Origin of the sequence: Streptomyces sp. CA-135486 (assembly GCF_050936555.1) — a bacterium.
Classification (GTDB): domain Bacteria; phylum Actinomycetota; class Actinomycetes; order Streptomycetales; family Streptomycetaceae; genus Streptomyces.
This window is the reverse complement of sequence record NZ_JBNJMM010000001.1, coordinates 598824-620340: the sequence shown is the minus strand read 5'-3', so window position 1 is coordinate 620340 and position 21517 is coordinate 598824. Positions and strand designations below refer to the sequence as shown.

The following is a 21517-nucleotide window of genomic DNA, read 5'->3' as shown; positions in this document are numbered from 1 at the left end:
AAACCACAAGCCAACAGGCGGCGTCAATGGGCACGCCCGGCGCCATAGAGAGCGCTTACAGACACCCCGGACAGGCGGTCCTGACCAGGCGGTATACGGCGCGCGAACAGCGCAGCCAGGTGCGCGGGCCGAAGCTGCGCCCGACGAAACGGCGCGCGGCGGGCACACCCTGTCCGACGATGTGTGGTCGCTACTGCGCTGCCGGTCCGGGCGACGCCGAGACGATCGCGGCCCGGTCGAGCAGCCCGGTGCGCGCGGCCAGTGCCGCCGCCTCGAGCCGGGAGCCGACGCCCAACTTCATCAGCACCCGCTGCACATGCGTACGGGCCGTGCTCGGTGCTATCCCCATGCCGGCCGCGATCAGCCGGGTGTCCTCACCCTCGGCGACCCGGACCAGCACCTCGACCTCGCGCGGGGTGAGCATCTGAAGCAGCCGCTGACCCTCGTCGTCCGGCTGGGCGGCCGGGTTGAGCAGCTCGGCGAACGCACCCTGCAGCAGCTGCGGAGCCACCACCGCCTCGCCCGCGCGCGCCTTGACCATGGCGCGTTCGACGCCCTCGATGCGCTCGTCGTGCCGTACATAGCCGGAGGCGCCGGCGGCGAAGGCCGCGGCTATCCCGCGCGGGCTCGGCACCGGGCCGAGCACCACCACGGCGACCTGCGGCCGCTCCCGCTTGATCTTGACGATCGGGTCGAAAGCACCCGGCTCGGCGGGCGTCGCCGTGCCCAGCAGGCACACCTCGGGCGCCCTGCTGATCACCAGCTCGGCCGCGCCGGCCGCGGGGGCCGCCGCGGCGAGAACCCGGTGCCCGCGCAGCTTCAAGGCCGAGGCGAGCGCCTCGGCGAGCAGTCGATGATCGTCCACCACCATGAGCCGCACGCCCATCGAGCAACCCCAATCCCCGCTGGTGCTGGCCCCCCGGCCCTCTGCCCCGGCAAGCTACACGCTTGGTCTGCCGTGCGCGCCCCTTATGGGCCAGAAACCCTCGGACCACCGAAATACACATGGTCCAGGGCAAGTTGCCCAACAACCCAGAACCCTAGGCCAAAGGTGTTGCCCTAGGATGTTGCGGCTCGACCAAGTGGATCATTCAAACGGGAGAAAATACATGCGCGTTCGTCGTGTTTCTGTCGCTCTGGCGTCAGTAATCGCTGCTCTCGCCATACCCACCCTCGCAGCGCCCGCACACGCCGCGGCCAACAGCGAGGTGCGCCTGACAACTACGTGGGCCAAGGCAGTCGCAGGCTGGACATGGCGCAACGACCGGCTCGACCCCGTCGGTCTCTCCATCCAGGACACCAGGGCCGACGGTTACCCCGTAGGCATCCAGCTTGTGACCGAGTCCTCGGCCGAAGGCAGGCACGTCTGGCCCCTGCACACGGTCACCACCGGATCGGGCACCGGGCTGAACCATCAGACCTTCGCGATCACCGGCCGCGGTCCCCTCAACGCGTGGATCCGCATCTGCAAGGTCAAGGGGGGCTCCATCTACACCTGCCTGGACTCAGAGGTCAAGAGGAACCCGATTGACGACTCGCGCACCAGCTGAGTGCAGAGCGAAGGAGGGCCCCGCCGGCTGATCGGCGGGGCCCTCCTTACGTGTGCCTGCGCGATCAGTCCGCCGTGCTGAAGGCGACAGCGAGGTACCTCTTCCCGAAGGACGAAGAGGACGACGGCTTGCTCATCAGAACCGCACCGATGTACAACCGGCCGTTCACATAGCGGTATTCGGCGTAGTCCGTGGTGAAGCTGGTCTCCGCCTCCCGTACGGCCTTGTCGGCCGGGTTCTCCACCAGCACCGTCTGCTTGAAGGTGCTGCCGTCGATGCTGATGACCTGGCCGCCCTTGTCGTAGGGGGGCCACTTGTACGCGATGATGTTGCCGCCGTCCATGCGGATGGGGAACATCGTGTACCGGTCGCCCGCGTCCGCGCGGTCGCTGGTGGGCTTTCCGGTGGCGAGGTCGAAGGAGACGATCTCATTGGTGTCGCCGTACTCACCGGAGCCCTCGTGGTCCGCGGTCGGCAGATAGATCCGGCCGTTTCCGACGACGACCTTCTGGCACTGCTCGACCTCGGTGGAGTCGCAGCGCGCCTGGAACTTGTCACCCGTGGCCGAGATCTTGGCCTTCAGCGCACCCGTCTTCTCGTCGAGCGAGAAGAAGTCCGAGATACCCTCCGAGCCGGTGTCGCCGACGTCGGCGGCGACGACCAGCGGCTTGGTGGAGACGATGCTCGCGTACCCGACGCCGGCCGGCAGCTTGTACGAGAACGTCGGGGTGCCGTTGTCCGGATTCAGGCCCTGGATGGTGACCTGCGGGTTGTCGTACGTACCGCACCTGCGGGCCGTGACGAGCGCCGGGCCGCCGCCGTACCCCATGTCGTAGCAGCCCTCGGCATTGACCGTGGGCTTCCAGCGGACCGCGCCGCTGTTGAGGTCGAAGGCCGCGCCACCGTCGGTGCCGCCCGCGGCGACCGTGCTGCCGCTCTGGGTGACCTCTCTGAATTCGGCCTTGTCGTCACCGGACTTGTCGCCCTTGACGGACTTGCTCCACAGCAGCTTGCCGGTGCCGAGGTCGACGACGCCGACCTCGGTGCACGGCTGGTAGTTCTTCGGCGGAAGCCGCTTGGCGGCTTCGAAGATGATCGCGGCCTTGTTGTCCTCGGAGACATGGCGGGAGGCCGCGCAGATCTGGCCGGGGAGCGGGAGGGTCCACAGCGGGGTGCCCTTGGCCGCGTCGTGGCCGACGAGGGAGTTGATGCCGGGCTTGACGTAGGCCTTGTCCGTGACCCAGGAGCCCTTGACGCTGGTGATGTCGGTGCGGGCGGGCTCCGGCAGCTGGAAGGCCACCTTGGAGTGGATGTTCGCGGGCGCCTTCTCCTTGCCGGGGCCGTCGGCGGCCTTGCCGCCGTTCTTGTCGCCGCCCGTGGAGCCCTCGGATCCGCCGCCCGAACTGCTCTTGCTCTCGTCCTTCCTGCTGTCGCCGCCGTTGGAGGAGGCGAACCAGATGCCGCCGCCGACGATCAGCACCACGGCGAGGGACGCCGCGATGATGATCTGCATCTGCGTGCTCAGCTTCTTGCCGCCGCTGCCGCCGGGCTGGGGCGGCATGTACTGCGGCTGCATGGGCTGCGTCGGGTAGCCGTAGCCCGGCTGTCCCGGCGGCTGACCGGGCTGACCGGGCTGACCGGGCTGAGTCTGGGGAAAGCCGTAGCCCGGCGCCTGGCCCGGAGCCTGCGGGTGGCCGTAGCCGGGCTGCCCGGGGGCCTGGGGGTAGCCGTAACCGGGCTGCCCCGGCGGCGCCTGCGGAGGCTGAGCGGGCGGCGGCGCCTGCGGAGGCTGGGCGGGCGGCGGCGTCTGCGGATAGCCGTACGAAGGGTCCTGCGGGGGCGGCGTCGGGGCTCCGAAACCTCCTGGCGGAGGGTCCTGGGGCGCGCCGAACCCGCCTCCCTGCGGGGGCTGGTTGGGCGGCGGGGGCGGCTGCGTCATGGCGTACGTACCTCGAAAGGATGCTGGCGAAAGGGAGTTGGGGCGGAATGACTCAGTGCGAGCTCAGTGCGCGGTCAGTGCGCGGTCACTTGCCGAAGGCCATCATGGTCTTCGTCTCCTTCTCCTCCGCGTCATTGCTGGCGCTGACGCGGCCGCTGGCGAGGAAGAACCGGCCGTCCGCGTACGCCATGTGCGCGGAGAAGAAGGAGCTCTCGATCTCGGCGGTCGAGGCCGGGTGCTGGAGCAGCACCTTCGGCGCGCCACCCGTCGGAGCGATCGCGGCGACCGCGCCGCCCGCGTCGTACTTCGCGTCCATGTAGACGAGGACGTTCCCGCCCTCCATGCGCAGCGGCGTCATCTTGCGCTCGCCACCGGCGGGCGAACGCCACTTCTCCTTGCCGGTGTCCAGGCTGAACGCCACGACCTCATTGGCCGTGCCGTACGCGGTCTCGGTCGCCATGTAGAAGTTCGAGGCGTCGGCGGCGACACCGGTGCAGCCCTCGAGGTTCCGGCCGAAGACCACCAATCCGCCACCGCAGCGCGGCTGGAACTTGTCCTTGCCGCCCGCGATCTGCGAGCGCAGTGTGCCGTTGTCCTTGAGGGCGATGATGGCCCACTTCTTCGGCTCACGCTGCGTGATGGAGACGACGAGCGGGCTGGCCGAGTAGACCTTGTCGATCTCCCAGCCGACGGGGGTCTTGTACGTCCACTTGGCCTTGCCCGTGGCCGGGTCGACCTCCGACAGCTGCTGCTTGGGCTTGTCGTAGTCCGAGGTGGGGCAGCTCGCTGCGGCGAACAGCTTGGGGCCGCCGGCGAAGGCGAACGGCTTGCAGCCTTCCGTGGGGCCCTTGAAGAGCTGCCTGCCGTCGGTCATCGAGAAGCCGTAGGAGTTGCCGGAGCCGCCCGCCGCGAGGGTGTTGCCGCTGATCGACAGGGTGAAGTCGGAGAGCGCGGAGAAGCCGCTGCCCTCCGGGATCGACTTCTTCCAGCCCGCCTTGCCGGTCTTCAGGTCGATCTGCTGGAGCACCAGGCACTTGGCCTTCTCCGTGAGACCGTCCTTGATCCCCACGACGATCTTGCCGTCGGTCGTGGTCTGGCTCGGCGCGGAGCAGATCTGGGCAGCGAGCGGCAGCGTCCACTTCTTCTTGCCGTCGGCGGCCGAGTAGCCGACGACCTCCTTGTACATGCCCTTGGCCACGATGTCGCCGGCCGTCCACGGCCCGAACACCTCGGCGCCGTTGCGCGGCAGGTCGACGTCGTTCTTCGTCAGGAACAGCACCTTCGCCTCGCCCGGCTTGCGCCCGGCGTTGAGGTCGTCGTCACCGTCCCGGCCGGTACCGCTGCCGTCGCCCTGGTCGACGGACTGCGAGCCGGACGGCTTGGGGCCGTCGCTCTTGCCGACGTTCTGCTTGTCGTCCTTCTTGTCGTCACCGCCGCTGACCGCCAGGTAGGTCCCGCCGCCTATCACCAGCAGTCCGGCCACCGCTGCGGCGATGATGATGCCGGGCTTCTTCGTGAAGAAGTTGCCGCCTCCGCCGCCGGGCGGGGTGGGTGCGCCCGGGTACTGCGGCTGCGTCGGGTAGCCGCCGTAGGGCCCCGGCTGCTGGCCGTACGGGCCCGGCTGCTGGCTGTACGGCCCGGGCTGATGACCGTAGGGACCCGGCTGGCCGGGTGCCTGCTGCGGGTAGCCGTAACCCGGCTGAGCGGGCGGCTGCTGCGGATAGCCGTAGCCAGGTGCGCCGGGAGGGGCCGCGGGCGGCGGAGTCTGCGGCGGTCCCTGCGGGACGGGCGGCATCTGGGGCGGCTGCGCGGGCGGCTGAGGAACCCCGTGCTGAGGGTCCTGCGGAGCTCCGAAGCCCCCCGGCGGTTGCTGGCTGGGCGGCTGAGTCATCAGCGCTTCCCCCTTCGTACGGTCCGCTGCCCGGCCGGACTCCCCCGCTATTCCGGCGAGCACTCGACCCGGAAAGGAGTGTTTCGGACATGGATTCCGCTGTTTTACGTCAGTCGAGCGGGAGTTCTTTGTATCACTCGGGCACTCTCGAACGACGGGCCGGTGCACCCCTGTTCCCAAGGGAGGACCGGCCCGTGATGCTGCTGTTACGCCCGGGGCTCGGCCTCTGCCCGCCGATCAGCCCGGCGAAATCGCCACGGATTCTCTACGCCTCTTCGGCGAGCTCCAGCCAGCGCAGTTCCAACTCCTCGCGCTCGCCCGCCAGTTCCCGAAGCTCCGCGTCCAGTTTCGCCACCTTCTCGAAGTCCGTGGCATTGTCGGCGATTTGGCCGTGCAGCTTGGACTCCTTCTCGGAGACCTTGTCGAGCTGCCGCTCGATCTTCTGCAACTCCTTCTTCGCCGCACGGGCATCGGCCGCCGACCTCTCCTTGACGGCGGGAGCGGGAGCCGCGACGGCCGCCGGGGCGGCGGTCTGAAGCATCCGCTGGCGGCGCTCCAGGTACTCGTCGATGCCGCGCGGCAGCATCCGCAGGGTCGCGTCGCCGAGCAGCGCGAACGTCTTGTCCGTCGTCCGCTCGATGAAGAACCGGTCGTGGGAGATGACGACCATCGAGCCCGGCCAGCCGTCGAGCAGGTCCTCCAGCTGGGTCAGGGTCTCGATGTCGAGGTCGTTGGTGGGCTCGTCGAGGAAGAGGACGTTCGGCTCGTCCATCAGCAGCCGCAGCAGCTGGAGCCGGCGGCGCTCACCGCCGGACAGATCACCGACGGGCGTCCACTGCTTCTCCTTGGTGAAGCCGAACTGCTCGCACAGCTGACCCGCCGTCATCTCCCGGCCCTTGCCGAGATCGACGCGGTCGCGCACTCGCTGGACGGCCTCCAGCACGCGCAGATCCGGGTCGAGTTCGGAGACCTCCTGCGAGAGGTAGGCCAGGCGGACGGTCTTTCCGACGACGACCCGGCCGGCCGCGGGCTGTGCGTCGCCCTGCGTACGGGCGGCATCGGCGAGCGCGCGCAGCAGCGAGGTCTTGCCCGCGCCGTTCACGCCGACCAGGCCGACGCGGTCGCCGGGACCGAGCTGCCAGGTCAGATGCTTCAGCAGCACCTTGGGTCCGGCCTGGACCGTCACGTTCTCCAGGTCGAAGACGGTCTTGCCGAGGCGGGCGCCGGCGAACTTCCTCAGCTCGCTGGTGTCCCGGGGCGGCGGCACATCGGCGATCAGCTCGTTGGCGGCCTCGATGCGGTACCGCGGCTTGGAGGTACGGGCGGGGGCGCCGCGCCGCAGCCAGGCCAGCTCCTTGCGCACCAGGTTCTGCCGCTTGGTCTCCTCGGTGGCCGCGATGCGCTCGCGCTCGGCGCGCGCGAAGACGTAGTCGCTGTAGCCGCCCTCGTACTCGTACACCGAGCCGCGCTGGACGTCCCACATCCGCGTACAGACCTGGTCGAGGAACCAGCGGTCGTGGGTGACGCAGACAAGCGCGGAGCGGCGCGCCTGCAGATGCTTGGCCAGCCAGGCGATGCCCTCCACGTCGAGGTGGTTGGTGGGCTCGTCGAGGACGATCAGGTCCTGCTCGGCGATGAGCAGCTTGGCGAGCGCGATACGGCGGCGCTCGCCGCCGGAGAGCGGGCCGATGACGGTGTCAAGGCCCTGCTCGAAGCCGGGCAGGTGCAGATCGCCGAAGAGCCCGGTGAGGATGTCGCGGATGCGTGCGTTACCCGCCCACTCGTGGTCGGCCAGGTCGCCGATGACCTCGTGCCGGACGGTCGCGGCGGGGTCGAGCGAGTCGTGCTGCGTGAGCACGCCGAGCCGCAGGCCGCCGCTCTGGGTGACCCGCCCGGTGTCGGGATCCTCCAGCTTGGCAAGCATGCGGATGAGGGTCGTCTTGCCGTCGCCGTTGCGGCCGACGACGCCGATGCGATCCCCCTCGGAGACGCCGAGGGAGACTCCGTCGAGCAGGGCACGGGTTCCGTACACCTTGCTGACTGCCTCGACATTGACCAGATTGGTCGCCATTTCACTCCTGTACCGGGGGATGGATCGACGTCCCAGCCTAGTCGCCGCAGGGCGTGCGAATATCGTGCGGCCGTCGATCAAGGTCGAGGGGCACGGGGTGGGCCGGCTCCGGGTCCCGCGAGCTGACGGGCCTAAGCCTGGCGACGGCCCGCGCGTTCGACGAGCAGCCAGCCGACAAGGGCCATGGCGACGGCGACGGGGGCCGTGACGCGTACGGCGACGAGCATCGCGGTCTTGCCCTCCAGCATTCCGCCGAAGCCGACCATCGACAGGCCGAGGACGCCGAAGAGGCAGAGCGTGATCCCCAGCGCCGCGACGGGTCCGCCGGAGCCCGAGCCGGGTTTGGCGGACGCGGGTCGCTCGAAGGAACGGAACGCCGCGACCAGGAGCGCCGTGAGGACGAGCGCGGCGGCGATACGGACCGGGACCTGGGCCCACCACGCGGCGGTGGCGGGCGCGGGCAGCGTGACGTCGAGGGCGAGCATCGTGCCGTACACCCCGAGCATCGCGGTGAGGTGCCACAGGAACGCGGTCATGGCGACCCCGTTGGCCGCGACGACACCGCGCCAGACCTTCGGGCGGGCGGCCAGCCGTGCGCCGGGCGAACGGAGCAGCTCCACCGCGCCGACGAGCCACAGCCCGTGGCACAGGAGCGCGAGGGTGGGCGGGGCCATGTTGGAGACCTTCTCGCCGGGCATCCCGACCATCGACAGGGGGTACGGCCCGAACGCGACGAGCGCGGCGGCCCCGGCCAGCCCGGCGGCGGCGAGGGCCGCGGGCCTCCGTATGCGGCCGTCGGCGCGGAGGAAGCCGAGCTGGTGGACGGCGAGCCAGACGAAGGCGAAGTTCAGGAACTCCACGAAGGGCACGTGGGCGAAGAACCTCAACAGGTCGACTGCCACCGCGCCGCCGATCAGCAGACCGAAGGCCCCCCAGCCGTACCGCTCGTGGAGCTTCAGCAGCGGCGGGGTGAAGGCGACCATCGCGAGGTAGATCCCGATGAACCAGAGCGGCTGCGCGACGAGCCGCATGGCGACGCCGGTCAATCCGCTGTCGCCGCCGAGGAGTTGAACGGTCAGCGCGGCGGCGCCCCACACAAGGATGAACACCACGGTCGGCCGCAGGAGCCGCTGGAGGCGGGCCCGCAGAAAGGCGGAGTAGACCGAGCCGTCGGGCTGCTTGCGGCGCAGGGAGCGGTACGAGAGAGCGTGCGAGAAGCCGCCGACGAAGAAGAAGACGGGCATGATCTGCAGCACCCAGGTGAGCAGTTGCAGCCCCGGCACCACGGCGAGGAGATTGCCGACCCCGTCGCCGGTGACGACGGCCATCAGCCAGTGCCCGAGCACGACGGTCCCCAGCGAGGCGACCCGCAGGAGGTCGACATACCTGTCCCGCGTCCCGGGTGTTGCGGCGGCGAGCTCACGAACACTTGATCCCATGGGGGTACGGTGCCGCGGGGGCGAGGGGGTGCGTGAGGGTGCGCGTACTCAACCGGTGTCTGAGTACCTACAGGACGGTCGCGCCCCCGGCGGGGGACGACGCCACCCTCGCCGCCCGGCAGGTGCCCGAGCCCAGCAGCGCCTCCGCCACCGACCGCGCCGACTCCTCGTCCTTCGTCAGGAACGCCGTCGTCGGACCCGAGCCCGAGACCAGGGATGCCAGCGCGCCCGCCGCCATCCCCGCCTCCAGCGTCGCCGACAGCGAAGGACGCAGCGAAAACGCCGCGGGCTGGAGGTCGTTCGCCAGCGCACCCGCCAGGGCCGTCGCGTCGCCCGTGCGCAGGGCGTCGAGGAGGGCCGGAGACGCGACCGGGTCCGGGACCGCGACGCCCTCGTTCAGGCGGTCGAACTCCCCGTACACCGCCGGCGTCGACAGACCGCCGTCCGCCACCGCGAACACCCAGTGGAAGTCGCCGCCCACCTCGAGCTCGGTCAGCCGCTCGCCACGGCCCGTGCCCAGCGCCGCGCCCCCCACCAGGCTGAAGGGCACATCGCTGCCCAACTCCGCGCAGATGGAAAGGAGTTCGGACCGCGAGGAACCCAGGCCCCACAGCACGTCGCACGCGAGCAGCGCACCCGCTCCGTCGGCGCTGCCGCCCGCCATGCCTCCCGCCACCGGGATGTCCTTGGCGATGTGGATGTGCACGTCGGGGGCGAGACCGTGCCGCGCCGCCAGGAGCTCCGCCGCCCGCGCCGCCAGGTTCGTACGGTCCAGCGGGACCTGTGCCGCGTCCGGGCCCGAGCAGCTGATCGTCAGCGACGACGCGGGGCTCACCGTCACCTCGTCGTACAGGGACACCGCCAGGAAGACATTGGCGAGGTCGTGGAAGCCGTCGGCCCGCGCACCCCCCACCGCCAGCTGGACATTGACCTTCGCCGGCACCCGTACGGTCACGCTCACGCCTTGGCCTCCGCGATCCGTGCGAACTCCTCGACCGTGAGGGACTCGCCCCGGGCCTGCGGAGAGACCCCCGCGGCCACCAGCGCCGCCTCGGCCGCCGCGGGCGATCCCGCCCACCCCGCCAGCGCCGCCCGCAGCGTCTTGCGCCGCTGCGCGAACGCCGCGTCGACCACCGCGAAGACCTCCTTCTTCGAGGCCGTCGTCTTCACCGGCTCGGACCGGCGCACCAGCGACACCAGACCCGAGTCCACATTCGGCGCGGGCCAGAAGACATTGCGGCCGATCGACCCGGCCCGCTTCACCTCGGCGTACCAGTTCGCCTTCACCGACGGGACGCCGTAGACCTTGTTGCCGGGCGAGGCCGCCAGCCGGTCCGCGACCTCCGCCTGCACCATCACCAGCGTGCGCTCGATCGTCGGGAAGCGGTCCAGCATGTGGAGCAGGACCGGCACGGCCACGTTGTACGGCAGGTTCGCCACCAGCGCCGTCGGCGCGGGCCCCGGCAGCTCCTGCACCAGCATCGCGTCGGAGTGGACCAGCGAGAAGTGCGTGGCCCGCTCCGGCAGCCGCGCCAGAATCGTGGACGGCAGCGCCCCCGCCAGCACGTCGTCGATCTCGACCGCGACGACCCGGTCCGCCGCCTCCAGCAGGGCCAGGGTCAGCGACCCGAGCCCCGGGCCGACCTCGACGACCACGTCGTCCTCGCGCACCTCGGCCGTGCGCACGATCCTGCGGACGGTGTTGGCGTCGATGACGAAGTTCTGGCCGCGCTGCTTGGTGGGGCGTACGCCCAGCGCTGCGGCCAGTTCACGGATGTCGGCGGGGCCGAGGAGTGCGTCGGGCTCAGTGGTGCTCACCGATACAGCCTACGGCCGCAGTGCGGCCACGGACTCGCCCCCCGCTGCACGTAGAGCTTCTTCGCCCGGTACGTCTGTTCCGCCGGGGGTGCGTCCTGCGGCCGCCCGCCGCCGCCCAGGGAGTGCCAGGTCCCGGTGTCGAACTGGTACAGCCCGCCGTAGTTCCCCGACGGGTCGACCGCGTCGGGACGCCCGCCGGACTCGCAGTGCGCGAGGGCGCTCCAGTTCAGTCCGTCCGCGCCCTCCACCGAGGTCGGCAGCGGCTTGGTGCCCACGATCACCCGCTCGGTGACCGGCTCCCGCAGCACCCTCTCGGCGATCTTCCTCGGCTTCTGCCGCACCCCGTTGACCGTCCGCAGGGCGTAGGTGACCTGGCGCGCGCCCGCTCTGCCCTGCTGTACGACCACCTCCGTGCCGACGAAGAGCGAGCTGTCGCGGGTCCTCTCGGTCTCGTAGTCGATGGGCTCCTCGCGCACCTGTCTGGTGCGTGTGATGCGCATGACGGTGACGGTCTGGCCGTCGCGCGGGAAGCTGCCGGGCGGTACGGACGTGGTGTCCTCGTCGCGCAGTTCGATCCCCGCCTCGTCCAGCGCCTCGCGCAGGGTCGCCGCGTTGGTGCGGATCGTGTGCTCACGCCCGTCGGCCATGAAGGTCACGGTGCGTTCGGTCCGTACGTCAAGCGCCAGGCCATGGCGGGAGATCGCCTGGGAGCGGGACGCGGACACATACGCGCCGTCGGCCCGCACCCCGAGCTGCCGCAACGCCTCGTCGACCGTGCGCCCCGTGGTCCACACCTGGCGGCGCTGGCCGTCCAGGGTGAGCACGACGGGCCGGCCGTAGCGGACAACGACCTCGTCACCGCTGGCGAGGACCGAGCCGGGGCCCGGGGCGACGATGTCGTGCGCGCTGACGGCCAGACCCTCGTCCTGCAGGAGCTCGTGCACATCGTCGGCGAAGGTGTGCATGGTGCGCGGCACGCCGTCGACGGTGAGCCGCACCGCCTTGTCGCTGGCGACGAAGGCCGAGGTGCCGCCGGCCAGGAAGGCGACGACGAGGGCCTGCGGGATGAGCCGGCGCAGAGCGTCGGGCTTGCCGCCGGATCTGCGACGTCGAGCGGCGCGACGTGCTTCGGCGCGACCGGCGGCCGACGCAGGGGCGGGGACGGGCACGGGAGCGGGAGCGGGCACGCGCACCGGGACGGGCACAGGAGCCGGGGCAGGGGCGGGCGCGGGCGCGGACCAGGCGTGGTCGCCGGCAACAAGGCCCTGACGCGGCAGCGCCGGCACGGTCGGGGCGTACGCCGACAGGTACGGCTCGTTCGGCAGGGTGGGCGCTTCAGGCCCCTCGTACGCCAGGGTCGGCACATCGTGCCGCTCGTGCGCCAGGGTCGGCGCTTCACGCCCCCGTTCGTACGACAACGTCGGCGCTTCATGCCACTCGTACGCCCGGGTGGACGCTTCGCACGCCGCTGCCACCCGGTTGGCGGCGGTACGGCCGTGCAACTCCGCAACCGACGCGTACCGCTCGTACCACTCGTACGACGGAGTCCCGTACGACCCCGCAGGCACTTCGTACGGCTCTGCCGCCCCCGCGACACGATGACTGCCCTGCGAATTGCTCACGACGCTCCGTAGGTCCGGTCCGGTCCGCCCGATGGCGTTGCGGGCCGGGACCTTATCGGAGCTGTGGTCACTCTCCAAAGCGATTCGACTACGCAGTGTCGCGCCGCTGCCCTTCGCGTGCGTCGACCCTTGTTATCGCTCAGTAATCAAAGGCGTTGGCCGTATTAGCCGAAATCGCCGCGGCCAGCGTGTCCTCGTCGACGCCCCGCACCGCCGCCATCGCCCGCACCGTGACCGGAATGAGATACGGCGCATTGGGCCGTCCGCGGTACGGCGCCGGAGTCAGAAAGGGTGCGTCCGTTTCGACGAGTACGAGTTCCTGCGGGGCGACGGCGAGTGCGTCCCGCAGCGGCTGGGCGTTCTTGAAGGTCACATTGCCGGCGAAGGACATGAAGTAGCCCGCGGCCGCGCACACTTGTGCCATTTCCGCGTCACCGGAATAGCAGTGGAAGACGGTGCGCTCGGGAGCGCCCTCCTCGGCAAGAATCCGCAGCACGTCGGCGTGCGCCTCGCGGTCGTGAATGACCAGCGCCTTGCCGTGCCGTTTGGCGATCTCGATGTGCGCGCGGAAGGAACGCTCCTGGGCGGCCATGCCCTCGGGGCCCGTACGGAAGTAGTCCAGGCCCGTCTCACCGACGGCCCGCACCTGGTCCAGGGCGGCCAGCCGGTCGATCTCGGCGAGCGCGTCGTCGAGCGCGGCATCGCCACCCGCCTCCCGCGCGCCCTGCCGCGACCAGCCTCCCCCAGCCCCAGGGGGCTGGGAGGTGCCCCCATGATCACCCAGCACGATGCGCGGGGCCTCGTTGGGATGCAGGGCGACCGCGGCCCACACGCTGTCGTGGGCCGCTGCCGTCTCCGCGGCCCAGCGCGAACCCTTGATGTCGCAGCCCACCTGCACCACCGTGGTCACGCCCACCGCGGACGCCCTGGCCAGCGCCTCCTCGACGGTGCCCTCCTGCATGTCCAGGTGGGTGTGCGAATCGGCGACCGCCACCCGGAGCGGTTCGGGCAGCGGCGGTGGTGCGGACTTCGAACTCATGGGCGCGATCCTACGAGGCTCGCGCCCGTGACTTCATTTGCGGTGGAAGGGGTGCAGGAGATCAGAGAGGTGCCAGTGATGGCCAGGTTCCGCAGGCTCTGCCTTTTCCGGCTTTTCGGTCTTCTCAGGCTTTTTGATCTGCTCGGGCTGTCGGGGCCCCTCGCTCGGCCACGGCCCCGCGATCGACCCGGCCTGCGCCATCAGGCCATGCAGTGAGGAGACCTGCCCCGACCGCATGATCCGTACGACATGTCCCCCGCAGGTCGGGCAGCTCGGGCTCGAGAGCGGGGACGGCACCCGCAGACCGCCGGCCTTGTAGATGACGAATTCGCGCCCGGACGTGTCGACGTGGTGCTCTATCTCGTACGACTCTTCCCAGCCGTGCCCGCAGCGCATGCAAGCGAAGGCGTATGCCTCGTGGACCTTGGCGGCGCCTGTGATCTCACTCATGCCAGCTCCTCTCCACCGACCAGTGGACGCCCATTCCGGCGGGAGCGCACCAGCGCCTGTCGATTAATGGTGTGGTCTTTGGCCTTCCCATGCAGAAACGCTCAGGACACGGTCTGCGCTTTGCTTTTTACGATAGTCCTTTACCGTCCGCGGGGACCGGCCGATCCGCGTTCTTTGCCGCGACCACGGCATCGAACACCTCTCTTTTGGGAAGCCCGGCCTCAGCGGCGACCGCGGCGATGGCCTCCTTGCGCCGCTCCCCCGCCTCCTCGCGCACCCGCACCCTGCGCACCAGCTCGGCGGGGTCCAGCTCACCGGGCCCGGTCTCGGGCGCGCCCTCGACGACGACAGTGATCTCCCCGCGAACGCCCTCGGCCGCCCACGCCGCGAGCTCGCCGAGGCCGCCGCGCTTGACCTCCTCGTACGTCTTCGTCAGCTCGCGGCACACCGCGGCCCGGCGCTCGGCGCCGAAGACCTCGGCCATCGCGGCGAGGGTGTCGTCGAGCCGGTGCGGCGCCTCGAAGTACACCAGGGTCCGCCGCTCGTCCCTGACCTCGCGCAGCCTGCCGAGACGCTCGCCCGCCTTGCGCGGCAGAAAGCCCTCGAAGCAGAAACGGTCCACGGGCAGCCCGGACAGGGCGAGCGCGGTCAGCACGGCGGACGGCCCCGGCACCGCCGTGACCTTGATGTCCTTCTCGACGGCCGCGGCGACAAGCCGGTAGCCGGGGTCGGACACGGACGGCATTCCGGCGTCGGTGACCAGCAGCACCCGGGCGCCGCCGGCCAGCGCCTCGACCAGCTCCGGCGTACGGGCGGTCTCATTGCCCTCGAAGTACGACACGACCCTGCCCCGGGTGTGCACCCCGAGCGCCTGGGTGAGCCGGCGCAACCGCCGGGTGTCCTCGGCGGCCACGATGTCGGCGCCCTCCAGCTCGGCGGCGAGCCGCGGAGGCGCGTCCGCGACATCGCCGATGGGCGTCCCTGCGAGTACCAGCGTTCCTGTCACACAGGCCATCCTCGCAGGACCGCTCGCACCACTCGCACAGTCGCGTTCCCTACGATGGCGCGGTGACCAGTACCGCGCCACACACCTTGCAGGGCAAGGACGCCGATCAGCAGCCGCCAGGCTGGCAGCAGCGACTGCGCAGATTCGGCTACGCGCCCCGGCCCGTGATCGGGCTGCGCGACCGCCTGGTGCCGCCCTACACCCGCCCCTCCGAGCGGCTGTGGCAGGTGTTCGGCATCCCTCCGGCGACTGCGAACTCCCTGCTGCGCTGGGCGGCCTGGGGCGGGCCGATGATGGTGGCGTACGTCGCGGGCCAGCTGCGGTTCTGGAACCTCCGCAAGCCGGACGCCGTGATATTCGACGAGACCTACTACGCCAAGGACGCCTGGGCCCTGATCAATCAGGGGTACGAGGGGAGCTGGCCGAAGGACGTCGACAAGCGGATCCTGATCGATCCCTCCAGCGTCCCGGTCCCCACCGACCCCGGCTATGTGGTGCATCCGCCGGTCGGCAAGTGGGTCATCGGCCTCGGCGAGCACTTCTACGGGTTCACGCCGTTCGGCTGGCGGTTCATGGTCTTCGTACTCGGCACGCTGTCGGTACTGATGCTCTGCCGGATCGGCAGAAGGCTGTTCCGCTCGACGTTCCTGGGCTGCCTGGCGGGCACGCTGCTCACCTTCGACGGCCTGCACTTCGTGATGAGCCGCACGGCGCTGCTCGACCAGGTGCTGATGTTCTTCGTGCTCGCGGCCTTCGGGTGTCTGGTCATCGACCGGGACTGGGCGCGCAGAAAGCTTGCGGCAGCGCTGCCGACCGACGAGGAGGGGATCCTGCGGCCGGACGCCACGGTCGCGGAGACGCTGCGTCTCGGCTGGCGGCCCTGGCGGCTGGCGGCCGGTCTGATGCTGGGCCTGGCCGCGGGCACCAAGTGGAACGGCCTCTATGTGATGGTCGCGTTCTGCCTGATGACGGTCCTCTGGGACGTCGGCGCCCGCCGGACAGCGGGCGCGGTGCAGCCGTACAAGGCGGTGCTGCTGAAGGACGTCGTACCGGCCTTCGTCTCGACGGTGCCGGTCGCGATCGCCACATACATCGCCTCGTGGACCGGCTGGATCGTCACCGACAAGGGCTACTTCAGGGACTGGGCCCAGAAGGACGGCAGGGGCGGCAGCTGGACCTGGCTGCCGGACTGGCTGCGCAGCCTGTGGCACTACGAGAACGAGGTCTACGAGTTCCACGTCAATCTGACCTCCGGCCACACCTACCAGTCGAACCCGTGGAGCTGGATCGTGCTGGGCCGCCCGGTCTCGTACTACTACGAGGACCCGAAGGCGGGCACCGGAGGCTGCCCGGCCGACGCCGGGGACAAGTGCGCGAGCGAGGTGCTGGCGCTCGGCACACCGCTGCTGTGGTGGGCGGCCTGCTTCGCGATCTGCTACATCCTGTGGCGCTGGCTGTTCCGCCGCGACTGGCGCGCGGGCGCGATCGCCTGCGGCATCGCGGCCGGGTGGGTGCCCTGGTTCTTCTACCAGGAGCGCACGATCTTCCTGTTCTACGCGGTGGTGTTCGTGCCGTTCCTGTGCCTGGCGGTGGCGATGATGCTGGGCGCGATGCTGGGGCCACCGGGCTCGGACGAACGCAGGCGGGCGATCGGGGCGATCGGCACGGGGGTGCTCGTGCTGCTGATCATCTGGAACTTCGTCTACTTCTATCCGCTGTACACGGGGATCCCGATTCCGGTGGAACAGTGGCGGAACAGGATGTGGCTGGATACGTGGGTCTAGCTGGGCAGACACATCACGAGGGTGCGCCACTCGGCCGCGCCCTCGTGGTCGTTGGGGGTCGTTAGTGGCTGTCGTCAGTCCCCCTTGGACGGCCCGGAGACGGCCCAACACAACGGAGTGGTTGGCTATAGGCGACGGGTGCCGTGTCCCCGCGACGGGGTGATGAGCCCGTCAGCTTCACTACTCGATGGGCGCGAGACTGGCGAGCGCCGGCTCGGGTTCATGTGGCACAGCTCACACTGGTCACGCCGCGCATCCGTCAGGCGAATCCAGCTCCACATCCTTCTACTTTCCTTGACACCATGTGCATTTGTTTGGGCAGGCGCGAGATGCGTCTCGTTGATCTGGCGCATCTCCGACGCAATCGCAGCCTCCTCGTCGTCCGCAGCGCTCACCAGAATGGACACCTTTTCGCGGAGATATTGGACAATTCCTCCGGAGCCGGAGGCGCCAACCTTGTCAATCACGGCGGATTTCACTTCCGCAGAGATTGGGAGACCGTTAATGAACTCCAAGTATTGGTCGTCAAAGGAACCTTGGCCGTTAGTAGCTTCCAAGAGCCATTGACAGTCGCCCGAAGCATCGAGAAGTAGCTTCCGAATGTCGATTGCCAGAGAGCGTAGAGAAACGACATCGTCTTTCGAGATCTCGCCCGTCGCCTTGCTCAGGTAATCTTCCCAAGCATTTACCAGAGATGCCAGATGTGCGAGGTTCGATGAGACGTGAGCCGCCTTAACGTTCCTTTGGATTTCTAGCAATCATCTCTCACCACTCCTTTAACCATTGCTCGGGTTGGACCGGATCAATTCACCGTGCCCTGGCAGGGGAGACCCGTCAATCCGGTGCAGGCCGAACGGGTGACGCAGACGCTCTAGGACTAGGAGGCTTCGAGAATGTCGACGGCCCGCACCGAACGGTGCGGGCCGTCGATATGCGCGCGGATTAGCTGATGGGCGGGCTGTAGCGCAGAACCCAACCCGGGCCAGGACGGTGCACGGTGACCTCAACAGCGCGACCGGTATTCGTGTAACCGGTGTGCGTGATCCGTAGGCGCGTGCACCGTGGCAGGAGGAGTCTGGATGACGAGCCGACCGCCTGGCGTACGGGTCCTTCCCCGGAAGGGAGAAGTGCGCCCAGGTGCGCAGTTGTACGCCACTGTTGATGTCAGCTACTGATGTCAGGGGCCACTGACGGATGGGAGGGTAGGCGAGTGCGACCGGTTAGGCGGTGCGAACGACGTCACCCGGCTGCCGGAGAGAACGGGGTTCAGGATTCCGACTTACCAGCCGAGGCGCCGCGTGGCCTGCTTCAATTTCTTGGATTGGTTTTTCAGCGCTGCACTATCCATGGTCAAGATTAGCTCCATCGTAATCTGTGGCGCTTCGCCGCGAGCGATTTTTTCTGGAACGGCATCCAATTCAGCCACGACTTGATCAATAAAAGCTCGGATCTCCCGCAGAGGGCAGTCTGCTAGCTGAGCTGTCGCCTCCATGACTTCGCTCATCGCTCCCGAGACGCCTGCACCTCGTAGCGCAGCCGCTACATCCATCATTTGCTCATAGATGCCTACGAAGCGTGTGGCAATGTGCTCGATTAGATCTGCGTTACCCGGTTCCCCCGGGGCCCCAAAAGCGCGTTCCTGGACTTCAGGGCTCACCATCTTGAGAACGTTCGGGGGGCAAGCCGACAAGTCACTAAGCGAGTTCTGAAGAAAGGTGACTGCTTGCTGGTTGTCGTAGTGCTGGCCCGTCCGACTCGCATAGCCCAACTCATGGTCCCGCCACTTTGCTTCCAAGGTATCGCGACGCTGCCAAAGCACGCCACCCCAGAGAAGATACTCCCATGCCGGGGGCCGTTGAGCGAGAAGCTCTCGGTGCTGATCAGGCGTACGCGGAACGCGGAGAGTGGGTGGTTTGGGATTCGTCGCTCCGGGCGCACCCGAAAGCTTTTGCCAAATCAGGTCAACTAATTGCTCTCGAGACGTCGTTTGAGCGTCAATGTGGCCGATAGTGGGGCGGAGGCCTGGCAGTTCGCTGCCGTCAAGCCTTACAGGGAGGAAGTAGGGGCTCACTTCGTTCAGCGCCCGCGCCTGAGCACTCATGCGCTCGTGTTGCGTCCAGGGCTTACTGACATAATGGCGAGACACGAAAACGATGGCGAATCGTGCACGTTTTCTGTACACCTCATCGAGGACAGTATACAGATCGCTTCCCCACAATTCGGCAGCAGCATATTCGTCATAGAAGATCCGCACTCCTCTTTCCTGGAGGAGCCCGGCAACGGCTTGGACGTATTTGCGGTCTTCTCCAGCATAAGAAAGGGCGACATCAAAGTCGAATGTCTCAACAGGGGAAGTAGTCATTGATACACCTATCCCAGCATGTGTTTACGAGCGTAGGGATCCAAGCGCATTTCTGACCACTGGGCGCTTGACCGTCCCATCTCCACCGACAGGGTGCGCTCTACGGGTCGCACCGGAACTGGCCAGTAGCGAATGTCGTCCCGAAGGCTAGAACTGGTCAGTTGAGCGGCTCGTCGACTTGTCGGAGGGCCAAACTACAGAACTCCGGAGCCTCGCGTGTGAATCTAAGCCGTCTCGGTGGCAAGTCGGCTGGTGAAGCCCGCACGGCACAGCCTGTCGTACGCCGTTGCTACCTCCCCAGGCACCGTCTGACTGATCATGAATCCCTGCTCGGGGTAGATCAACAGCCTCTGTAGCGCGCCGACAAGCATGTCGATCACCAGGCGCGCATCCTGGATGGAGTCCACGTACTCCTCCAGGGTCATCGGCGTGGACGCGCTCACGATCTCAACCTCGGGCCACAGTTTGCGCGCCGTGGCATACGCGCGCCGTTCCTCGTACGGCTTGCTGATCAGCAGCACGGACGAGACCTCGACGCCGGCAGTTTCCAGGATCGCCCGGGAGAAGCGGATGTTCTCGCCCGTGTTGCCGGCGCGCGGCTCGACCAGCACCGCGTCGCCGGGAACGCCCAGCTCCAGCGCGCGGTCGCGGTAGTGGACCGCCTCGCCGCGTGGCATGCGGTGCTGCGTCGTGCGGCTCGTAGCCCCCGTAAAGACGATGAGCGGCGCCAAGCCTCGCTTGTATAGGTCCACCGTGGTGTCGGCGACGCCGAGGTCGTGGCTGCCGAGACCGATCGCGACCGAGCACGCCCGCAGCTCGTGGTGCATCTGGTGGTAGTCCCAGAGGAGTTGGGCATCCGCCCATGACTGCTCCGAGATCACTGCTCCGCCTCCTGGGCCGGCGCTGAGTCGGGCACCTTGAAGTCGTACTCCCACGCGAAGCGTGAGGCCGCGTGGAGTCCGATGGCGAACTCAACCACGGTGCCGTCAGCGGTGAACGTGGTCCGGTGCAGTTCGACGACCCATTCTCCGGGGGTCAGTTGAAGGAGCTTCGCCTCTTCTGCCGTGGGGACGCGGGCGAAGAGCTGTTCCTTCATATGGTCGATCTCGTATCCCGCGTCATACAGAACCCGGAAGCCTCCACCACGGCCGGCCGGGCCGGGCGTCGGGTCGACGATGCGCGTCCCCTCGACGTGCTCGGGACGGTAGTAGCTGGTCAGAGTATGCGTGGGCTGGTCGCCCTCCTTCACCAGGCGGGCGCGCGCGTATACCTCGGCACCAACAGACAGGCCGTGCGCCTCAGCGACAGCCGGCGGGGCTTCGACGCGGGAGACCGTCTGGGTCTGTTCGCCACGATGGTAGGCGCGGCCCGACGCCACACGGTCCGCGATAAACGCCACCTCGTCACCGTCGCGCCACTTCGCCTTGTCGTACCGCGCGATGCCGAGACGCTTAAGCGGGGACTGCTGCCGCACGACCGTGCCGTGCCCGCGCGACGAAGTCACCAGCCCTTCCGCCTCCAGCGCCTTGTAGGCCGCATGGACCGTGGACTTTGAGCCCTCACCGGCCTCGACGAGAGTACGTGAGGCACTGCCCGAGCAACTGCGTGCCACAGTGGACGCTGCTGGGGGATGCGGGCTGCGGCAGGGCGAAGTGTTCGGCCTCTCCGATGACGAGCTGGACTATGCCGGCGCCTGGGTCGCCGTCCGGCACCAGCTCAAGCGCATTCGGGGAACCTTCGTCTTCGCCCCGCCCAAGGGCGGCAAGGTGCGAGATGTGCCGCTCCCTCATGCCGTGGCAGATGCGCTTCGCGCGCACTCGAAGGCGCACCCACCGATCGAAGTGACGCTGCCGTGGCGTACTCCGGACGGCGCTCGGGTGACCAAGTCGCTACTGTTCAGCGGCAACACCGGGGATTTCGTGCGCGTGAGCCACTTCGATGACTTCATGTGGAAGCCCGCCCTTGCTGCGGCCGGCATTCTTCCCGAGCCCGAAGAGGGGGAGCGTTACGCAGCAGCGCGAGAGCACGGAATGCACGCGCTGCGGCACTTCTACGCCTCGGTGCTCCTGGACGCAGGCGAGAACATTCGGGCCCTGAGTCAGTACCTCGGTCACGCTGACCCGGGCTTCACACTGCGGACGTACACGCACCTGATGCCAACCAGCGAGGGACGTACCCGCAAGGCCGTGGACGCCTTCTACCGTGCATCTGGCAAGCAAGAACTCTCCCAAGAGGCAGCCAAGGCAGCCTGACGTGGCACTCGGCCAGGAGCGAAGGCCCCTGGCCGGGCACTCAAAGCGGCGAGACCGCGGGGCGGATGTTGTTCCGGATGCTGCTATATCCGGAACAACATCCGCTCGTGAAGCTATTTGATGCGGCGAGGCGGGTGAGGCATATTGGGCTCAGTAACTCTCGTGTGCCACCACTCGATAATGTTGACTTTCACCATCAGGGCGAACCAGGAGTGGGCATCAGATGATGCTTGAGGCGCAGCGGCCACGGCATCCTCTGGCGGAAAGTCGAGAGTAACATTCCACCGTTCCTCA

Annotated in this window: 18 protein-coding genes; 3 read left to right on the top strand and 15 right to left on the bottom strand. The window is 68.5% G+C overall.

Annotated elements, in window-relative coordinates:
- Positions 1–190: 190 nt before the first annotated feature.
- Positions 191–886, bottom strand: a complete 696-nt coding sequence (locus ACQEVG_RS02940; RefSeq protein ID WP_432976515.1) for a helix-turn-helix transcriptional regulator — start codon at positions 884–886, stop codon at positions 191–193.
- A 223-nt stretch (positions 887–1109) separates the two neighbouring features.
- Here ACQEVG_RS02940 and ACQEVG_RS02935 point away from each other — a divergent pair, with 223 nt between their 5' ends.
- Positions 1110–1550 carry a hypothetical protein gene (locus ACQEVG_RS02935; RefSeq protein WP_432976512.1) on the top strand — a complete coding sequence of 147 codons (441 nt, stop codon included), beginning with the start codon at positions 1110–1112 and terminating at the stop codon, positions 1548–1550.
- A 64-nt stretch (positions 1551–1614) separates the two neighbouring features.
- Here ACQEVG_RS02935 and ACQEVG_RS02930 read toward each other — a convergent pair whose 3' ends face one another.
- The 10 genes from ACQEVG_RS02930 to rsmI all read right to left on the bottom strand — a co-directional run bounded on the left by ACQEVG_RS02930 (position 1615) and on the right by rsmI (position 14834).
- Complete coding sequence (locus ACQEVG_RS02930) at positions 1615–3489, bottom strand: PQQ-binding-like beta-propeller repeat protein (protein ID WP_432976509.1); 1875 nt, start codon at positions 3487–3489, stop codon at positions 1615–1617.
- A gap of 85 nt (positions 3490–3574) precedes the next feature.
- Positions 3575–5380, bottom strand: a complete 1806-nt coding sequence (locus ACQEVG_RS02925; protein ID WP_432976506.1) for a PQQ-binding-like beta-propeller repeat protein — start codon at positions 5378–5380, stop codon at positions 3575–3577.
- A gap of 265 nt (positions 5381–5645) precedes the next feature.
- Positions 5646–7451: an ABC-F family ATP-binding cassette domain-containing protein gene (locus ACQEVG_RS02920; protein WP_432976503.1), complete on the bottom strand. Its 1806-nt coding sequence runs from the start codon at positions 7449–7451 to the stop codon at positions 5646–5648.
- A 131-nt stretch (positions 7452–7582) separates the two neighbouring features.
- Entirely contained in the window at positions 7583–8890 is a 1308-nt protein-coding gene (locus ACQEVG_RS02915) for an acyltransferase family protein (protein ID WP_432976500.1), read from the bottom strand.
- Between the two features lie 67 nt (positions 8891–8957).
- Positions 8958–9851: a 4-(cytidine 5'-diphospho)-2-C-methyl-D-erythritol kinase gene (locus ACQEVG_RS02910; RefSeq protein ID WP_432976497.1), complete on the bottom strand. Its 894-nt coding sequence runs from the start codon at positions 9849–9851 to the stop codon at positions 8958–8960.
- Positions 9848–10708, bottom strand: a complete 861-nt coding sequence (gene rsmA, locus ACQEVG_RS02905) for a 16S rRNA (adenine(1518)-N(6)/adenine(1519)-N(6))-dimethyltransferase RsmA (RefSeq protein WP_432976494.1) — start codon at positions 10706–10708, stop codon at positions 9848–9850. Before rsmA ends, ACQEVG_RS02910 begins: the two co-directional genes overlap by 4 nt.
- Positions 10705–12330, bottom strand: coding sequence for a ubiquitin-like domain-containing protein (locus ACQEVG_RS02900; protein WP_432976491.1), 1626 nt, complete (start codon positions 12328–12330; stop codon positions 10705–10707). The genes rsmA and ACQEVG_RS02900 overlap by 4 nt, the downstream gene beginning before the upstream one ends.
- Positions 12331–12469: 139 nt before the next feature.
- Positions 12470–13369: a TatD family hydrolase gene (locus tag ACQEVG_RS02895; RefSeq protein ID WP_432976488.1), complete on the bottom strand. Its 900-nt coding sequence runs from the start codon at positions 13367–13369 to the stop codon at positions 12470–12472.
- A gap of 33 nt (positions 13370–13402) precedes the next feature.
- The gene (locus ACQEVG_RS02890) at positions 13403–13819 is read right to left on the bottom strand and encodes a hypothetical protein (protein ID WP_432976485.1); all 417 of its coding nucleotides are present in this window, start codon (positions 13817–13819) and stop codon (positions 13403–13405) included.
- Between the two features lie 127 nt (positions 13820–13946).
- Positions 13947–14834, bottom strand: a complete 888-nt coding sequence (gene rsmI / locus ACQEVG_RS02885) for a 16S rRNA (cytidine(1402)-2'-O)-methyltransferase (RefSeq protein ID WP_432976482.1) — start codon at positions 14832–14834, stop codon at positions 13947–13949.
- Between the two features lie 53 nt (positions 14835–14887).
- Here rsmI and ACQEVG_RS02880 point away from each other — a divergent pair, with 53 nt between their 5' ends.
- Positions 14888–16609, top strand: coding sequence for a dolichyl-phosphate-mannose--protein mannosyltransferase (locus tag ACQEVG_RS02880; RefSeq protein ID WP_432976479.1), 1722 nt, complete (start codon positions 14888–14890; stop codon positions 16607–16609).
- A 125-nt stretch (positions 16610–16734) separates the two neighbouring features.
- Here the strand turns inward: ACQEVG_RS02880 and ACQEVG_RS02875 are convergent, their stop codons facing one another.
- From ACQEVG_RS02875 to ACQEVG_RS02860, 4 genes are all read right to left on the bottom strand, one after another.
- Positions 16735–17367 carry a hypothetical protein gene (locus ACQEVG_RS02875; protein WP_432976476.1) on the bottom strand — a complete coding sequence of 211 codons (633 nt, stop codon included), beginning with the start codon at positions 17365–17367 and terminating at the stop codon, positions 16735–16737.
- Positions 17368–17888: 521 nt separating this feature from the next.
- On the bottom strand, positions 17889–18971 hold the full coding sequence (locus ACQEVG_RS02870) for a toll/interleukin-1 receptor domain-containing protein (protein WP_432976473.1): 1083 nt from the start codon (positions 18969–18971) through the stop codon (positions 17889–17891).
- Positions 18972–19195: 224 nt separating this feature from the next.
- On the bottom strand, positions 19196–19852 hold the full coding sequence (locus tag ACQEVG_RS02865; RefSeq protein WP_432976470.1) for a YdcF family protein: 657 nt from the start codon (positions 19850–19852) through the stop codon (positions 19196–19198).
- Complete coding sequence (locus tag ACQEVG_RS02860) at positions 19849–20583, bottom strand: GntR family transcriptional regulator (protein ID WP_432976467.1); 735 nt, start codon at positions 20581–20583, stop codon at positions 19849–19851. The genes ACQEVG_RS02865 and ACQEVG_RS02860 overlap by 4 nt, the downstream gene beginning before the upstream one ends.
- Before the next feature lies 1 nt (position 20584).
- Here ACQEVG_RS02860 and ACQEVG_RS02855 point away from each other — a divergent pair, with 1 nt between their 5' ends.
- Positions 20585–21223 carry a tyrosine-type recombinase/integrase gene (locus tag ACQEVG_RS02855; protein ID WP_432976464.1) on the top strand — a complete coding sequence of 213 codons (639 nt, stop codon included), beginning with the start codon at positions 20585–20587 and terminating at the stop codon, positions 21221–21223.
- Positions 21224–21517: the final 294 nt, after the last annotated feature.

What these genes read in the sequence shown, in the direction of transcription:
- ACQEVG_RS02925 (WP_432976506.1), bottom strand. Translation starts at nt 5,380, where the DNA reads ATGACTCAGCCGCCCAGCCAGCAACCGCCGGGGGGCTTCGGAGCTCCG.
- ACQEVG_RS02915 (WP_432976500.1), bottom strand. Translation starts at nt 8,890, where the DNA reads ATGGGATCAAGTGTTCGTGAGCTCGCCGCCGCAACACCCGGGACGCGG.
- ACQEVG_RS02890 (WP_432976485.1), bottom strand. Translation starts at nt 13,819, where the DNA reads ATGAGTGAGATCACAGGCGCCGCCAAGGTCCACGAGGCATACGCCTTC.
- ACQEVG_RS02870 (WP_432976473.1), bottom strand. Translation starts at nt 18,971, where the DNA reads ATGACTACTTCCCCTGTTGAGACATTCGACTTTGATGTCGCCCTTTCT.
- ACQEVG_RS02935 (WP_432976512.1), top strand. Translation starts at nt 1,110, where the DNA reads ATGCGCGTTCGTCGTGTTTCTGTCGCTCTGGCGTCAGTAATCGCTGCT.
- rsmI (WP_432976482.1), bottom strand. Translation starts at nt 14,834, where the DNA reads ATGGCCTGTGTGACAGGAACGCTGGTACTCGCAGGGACGCCCATCGGC.
- ACQEVG_RS02940 (WP_432976515.1), bottom strand. Translation starts at nt 886, where the DNA reads ATGGGCGTGCGGCTCATGGTGGTGGACGATCATCGACTGCTCGCCGAG.
- ACQEVG_RS02895 (WP_432976488.1), bottom strand. Translation starts at nt 13,369, where the DNA reads ATGAGTTCGAAGTCCGCACCACCGCCGCTGCCCGAACCGCTCCGGGTG.
- ACQEVG_RS02930 (WP_432976509.1), bottom strand. Translation starts at nt 3,489, where the DNA reads ATGACGCAGCCGCCCCCGCCGCCCAACCAGCCCCCGCAGGGAGGCGGG.
- ACQEVG_RS02920 (WP_432976503.1), bottom strand. Translation starts at nt 7,451, where the DNA reads ATGGCGACCAATCTGGTCAATGTCGAGGCAGTCAGCAAGGTGTACGGA.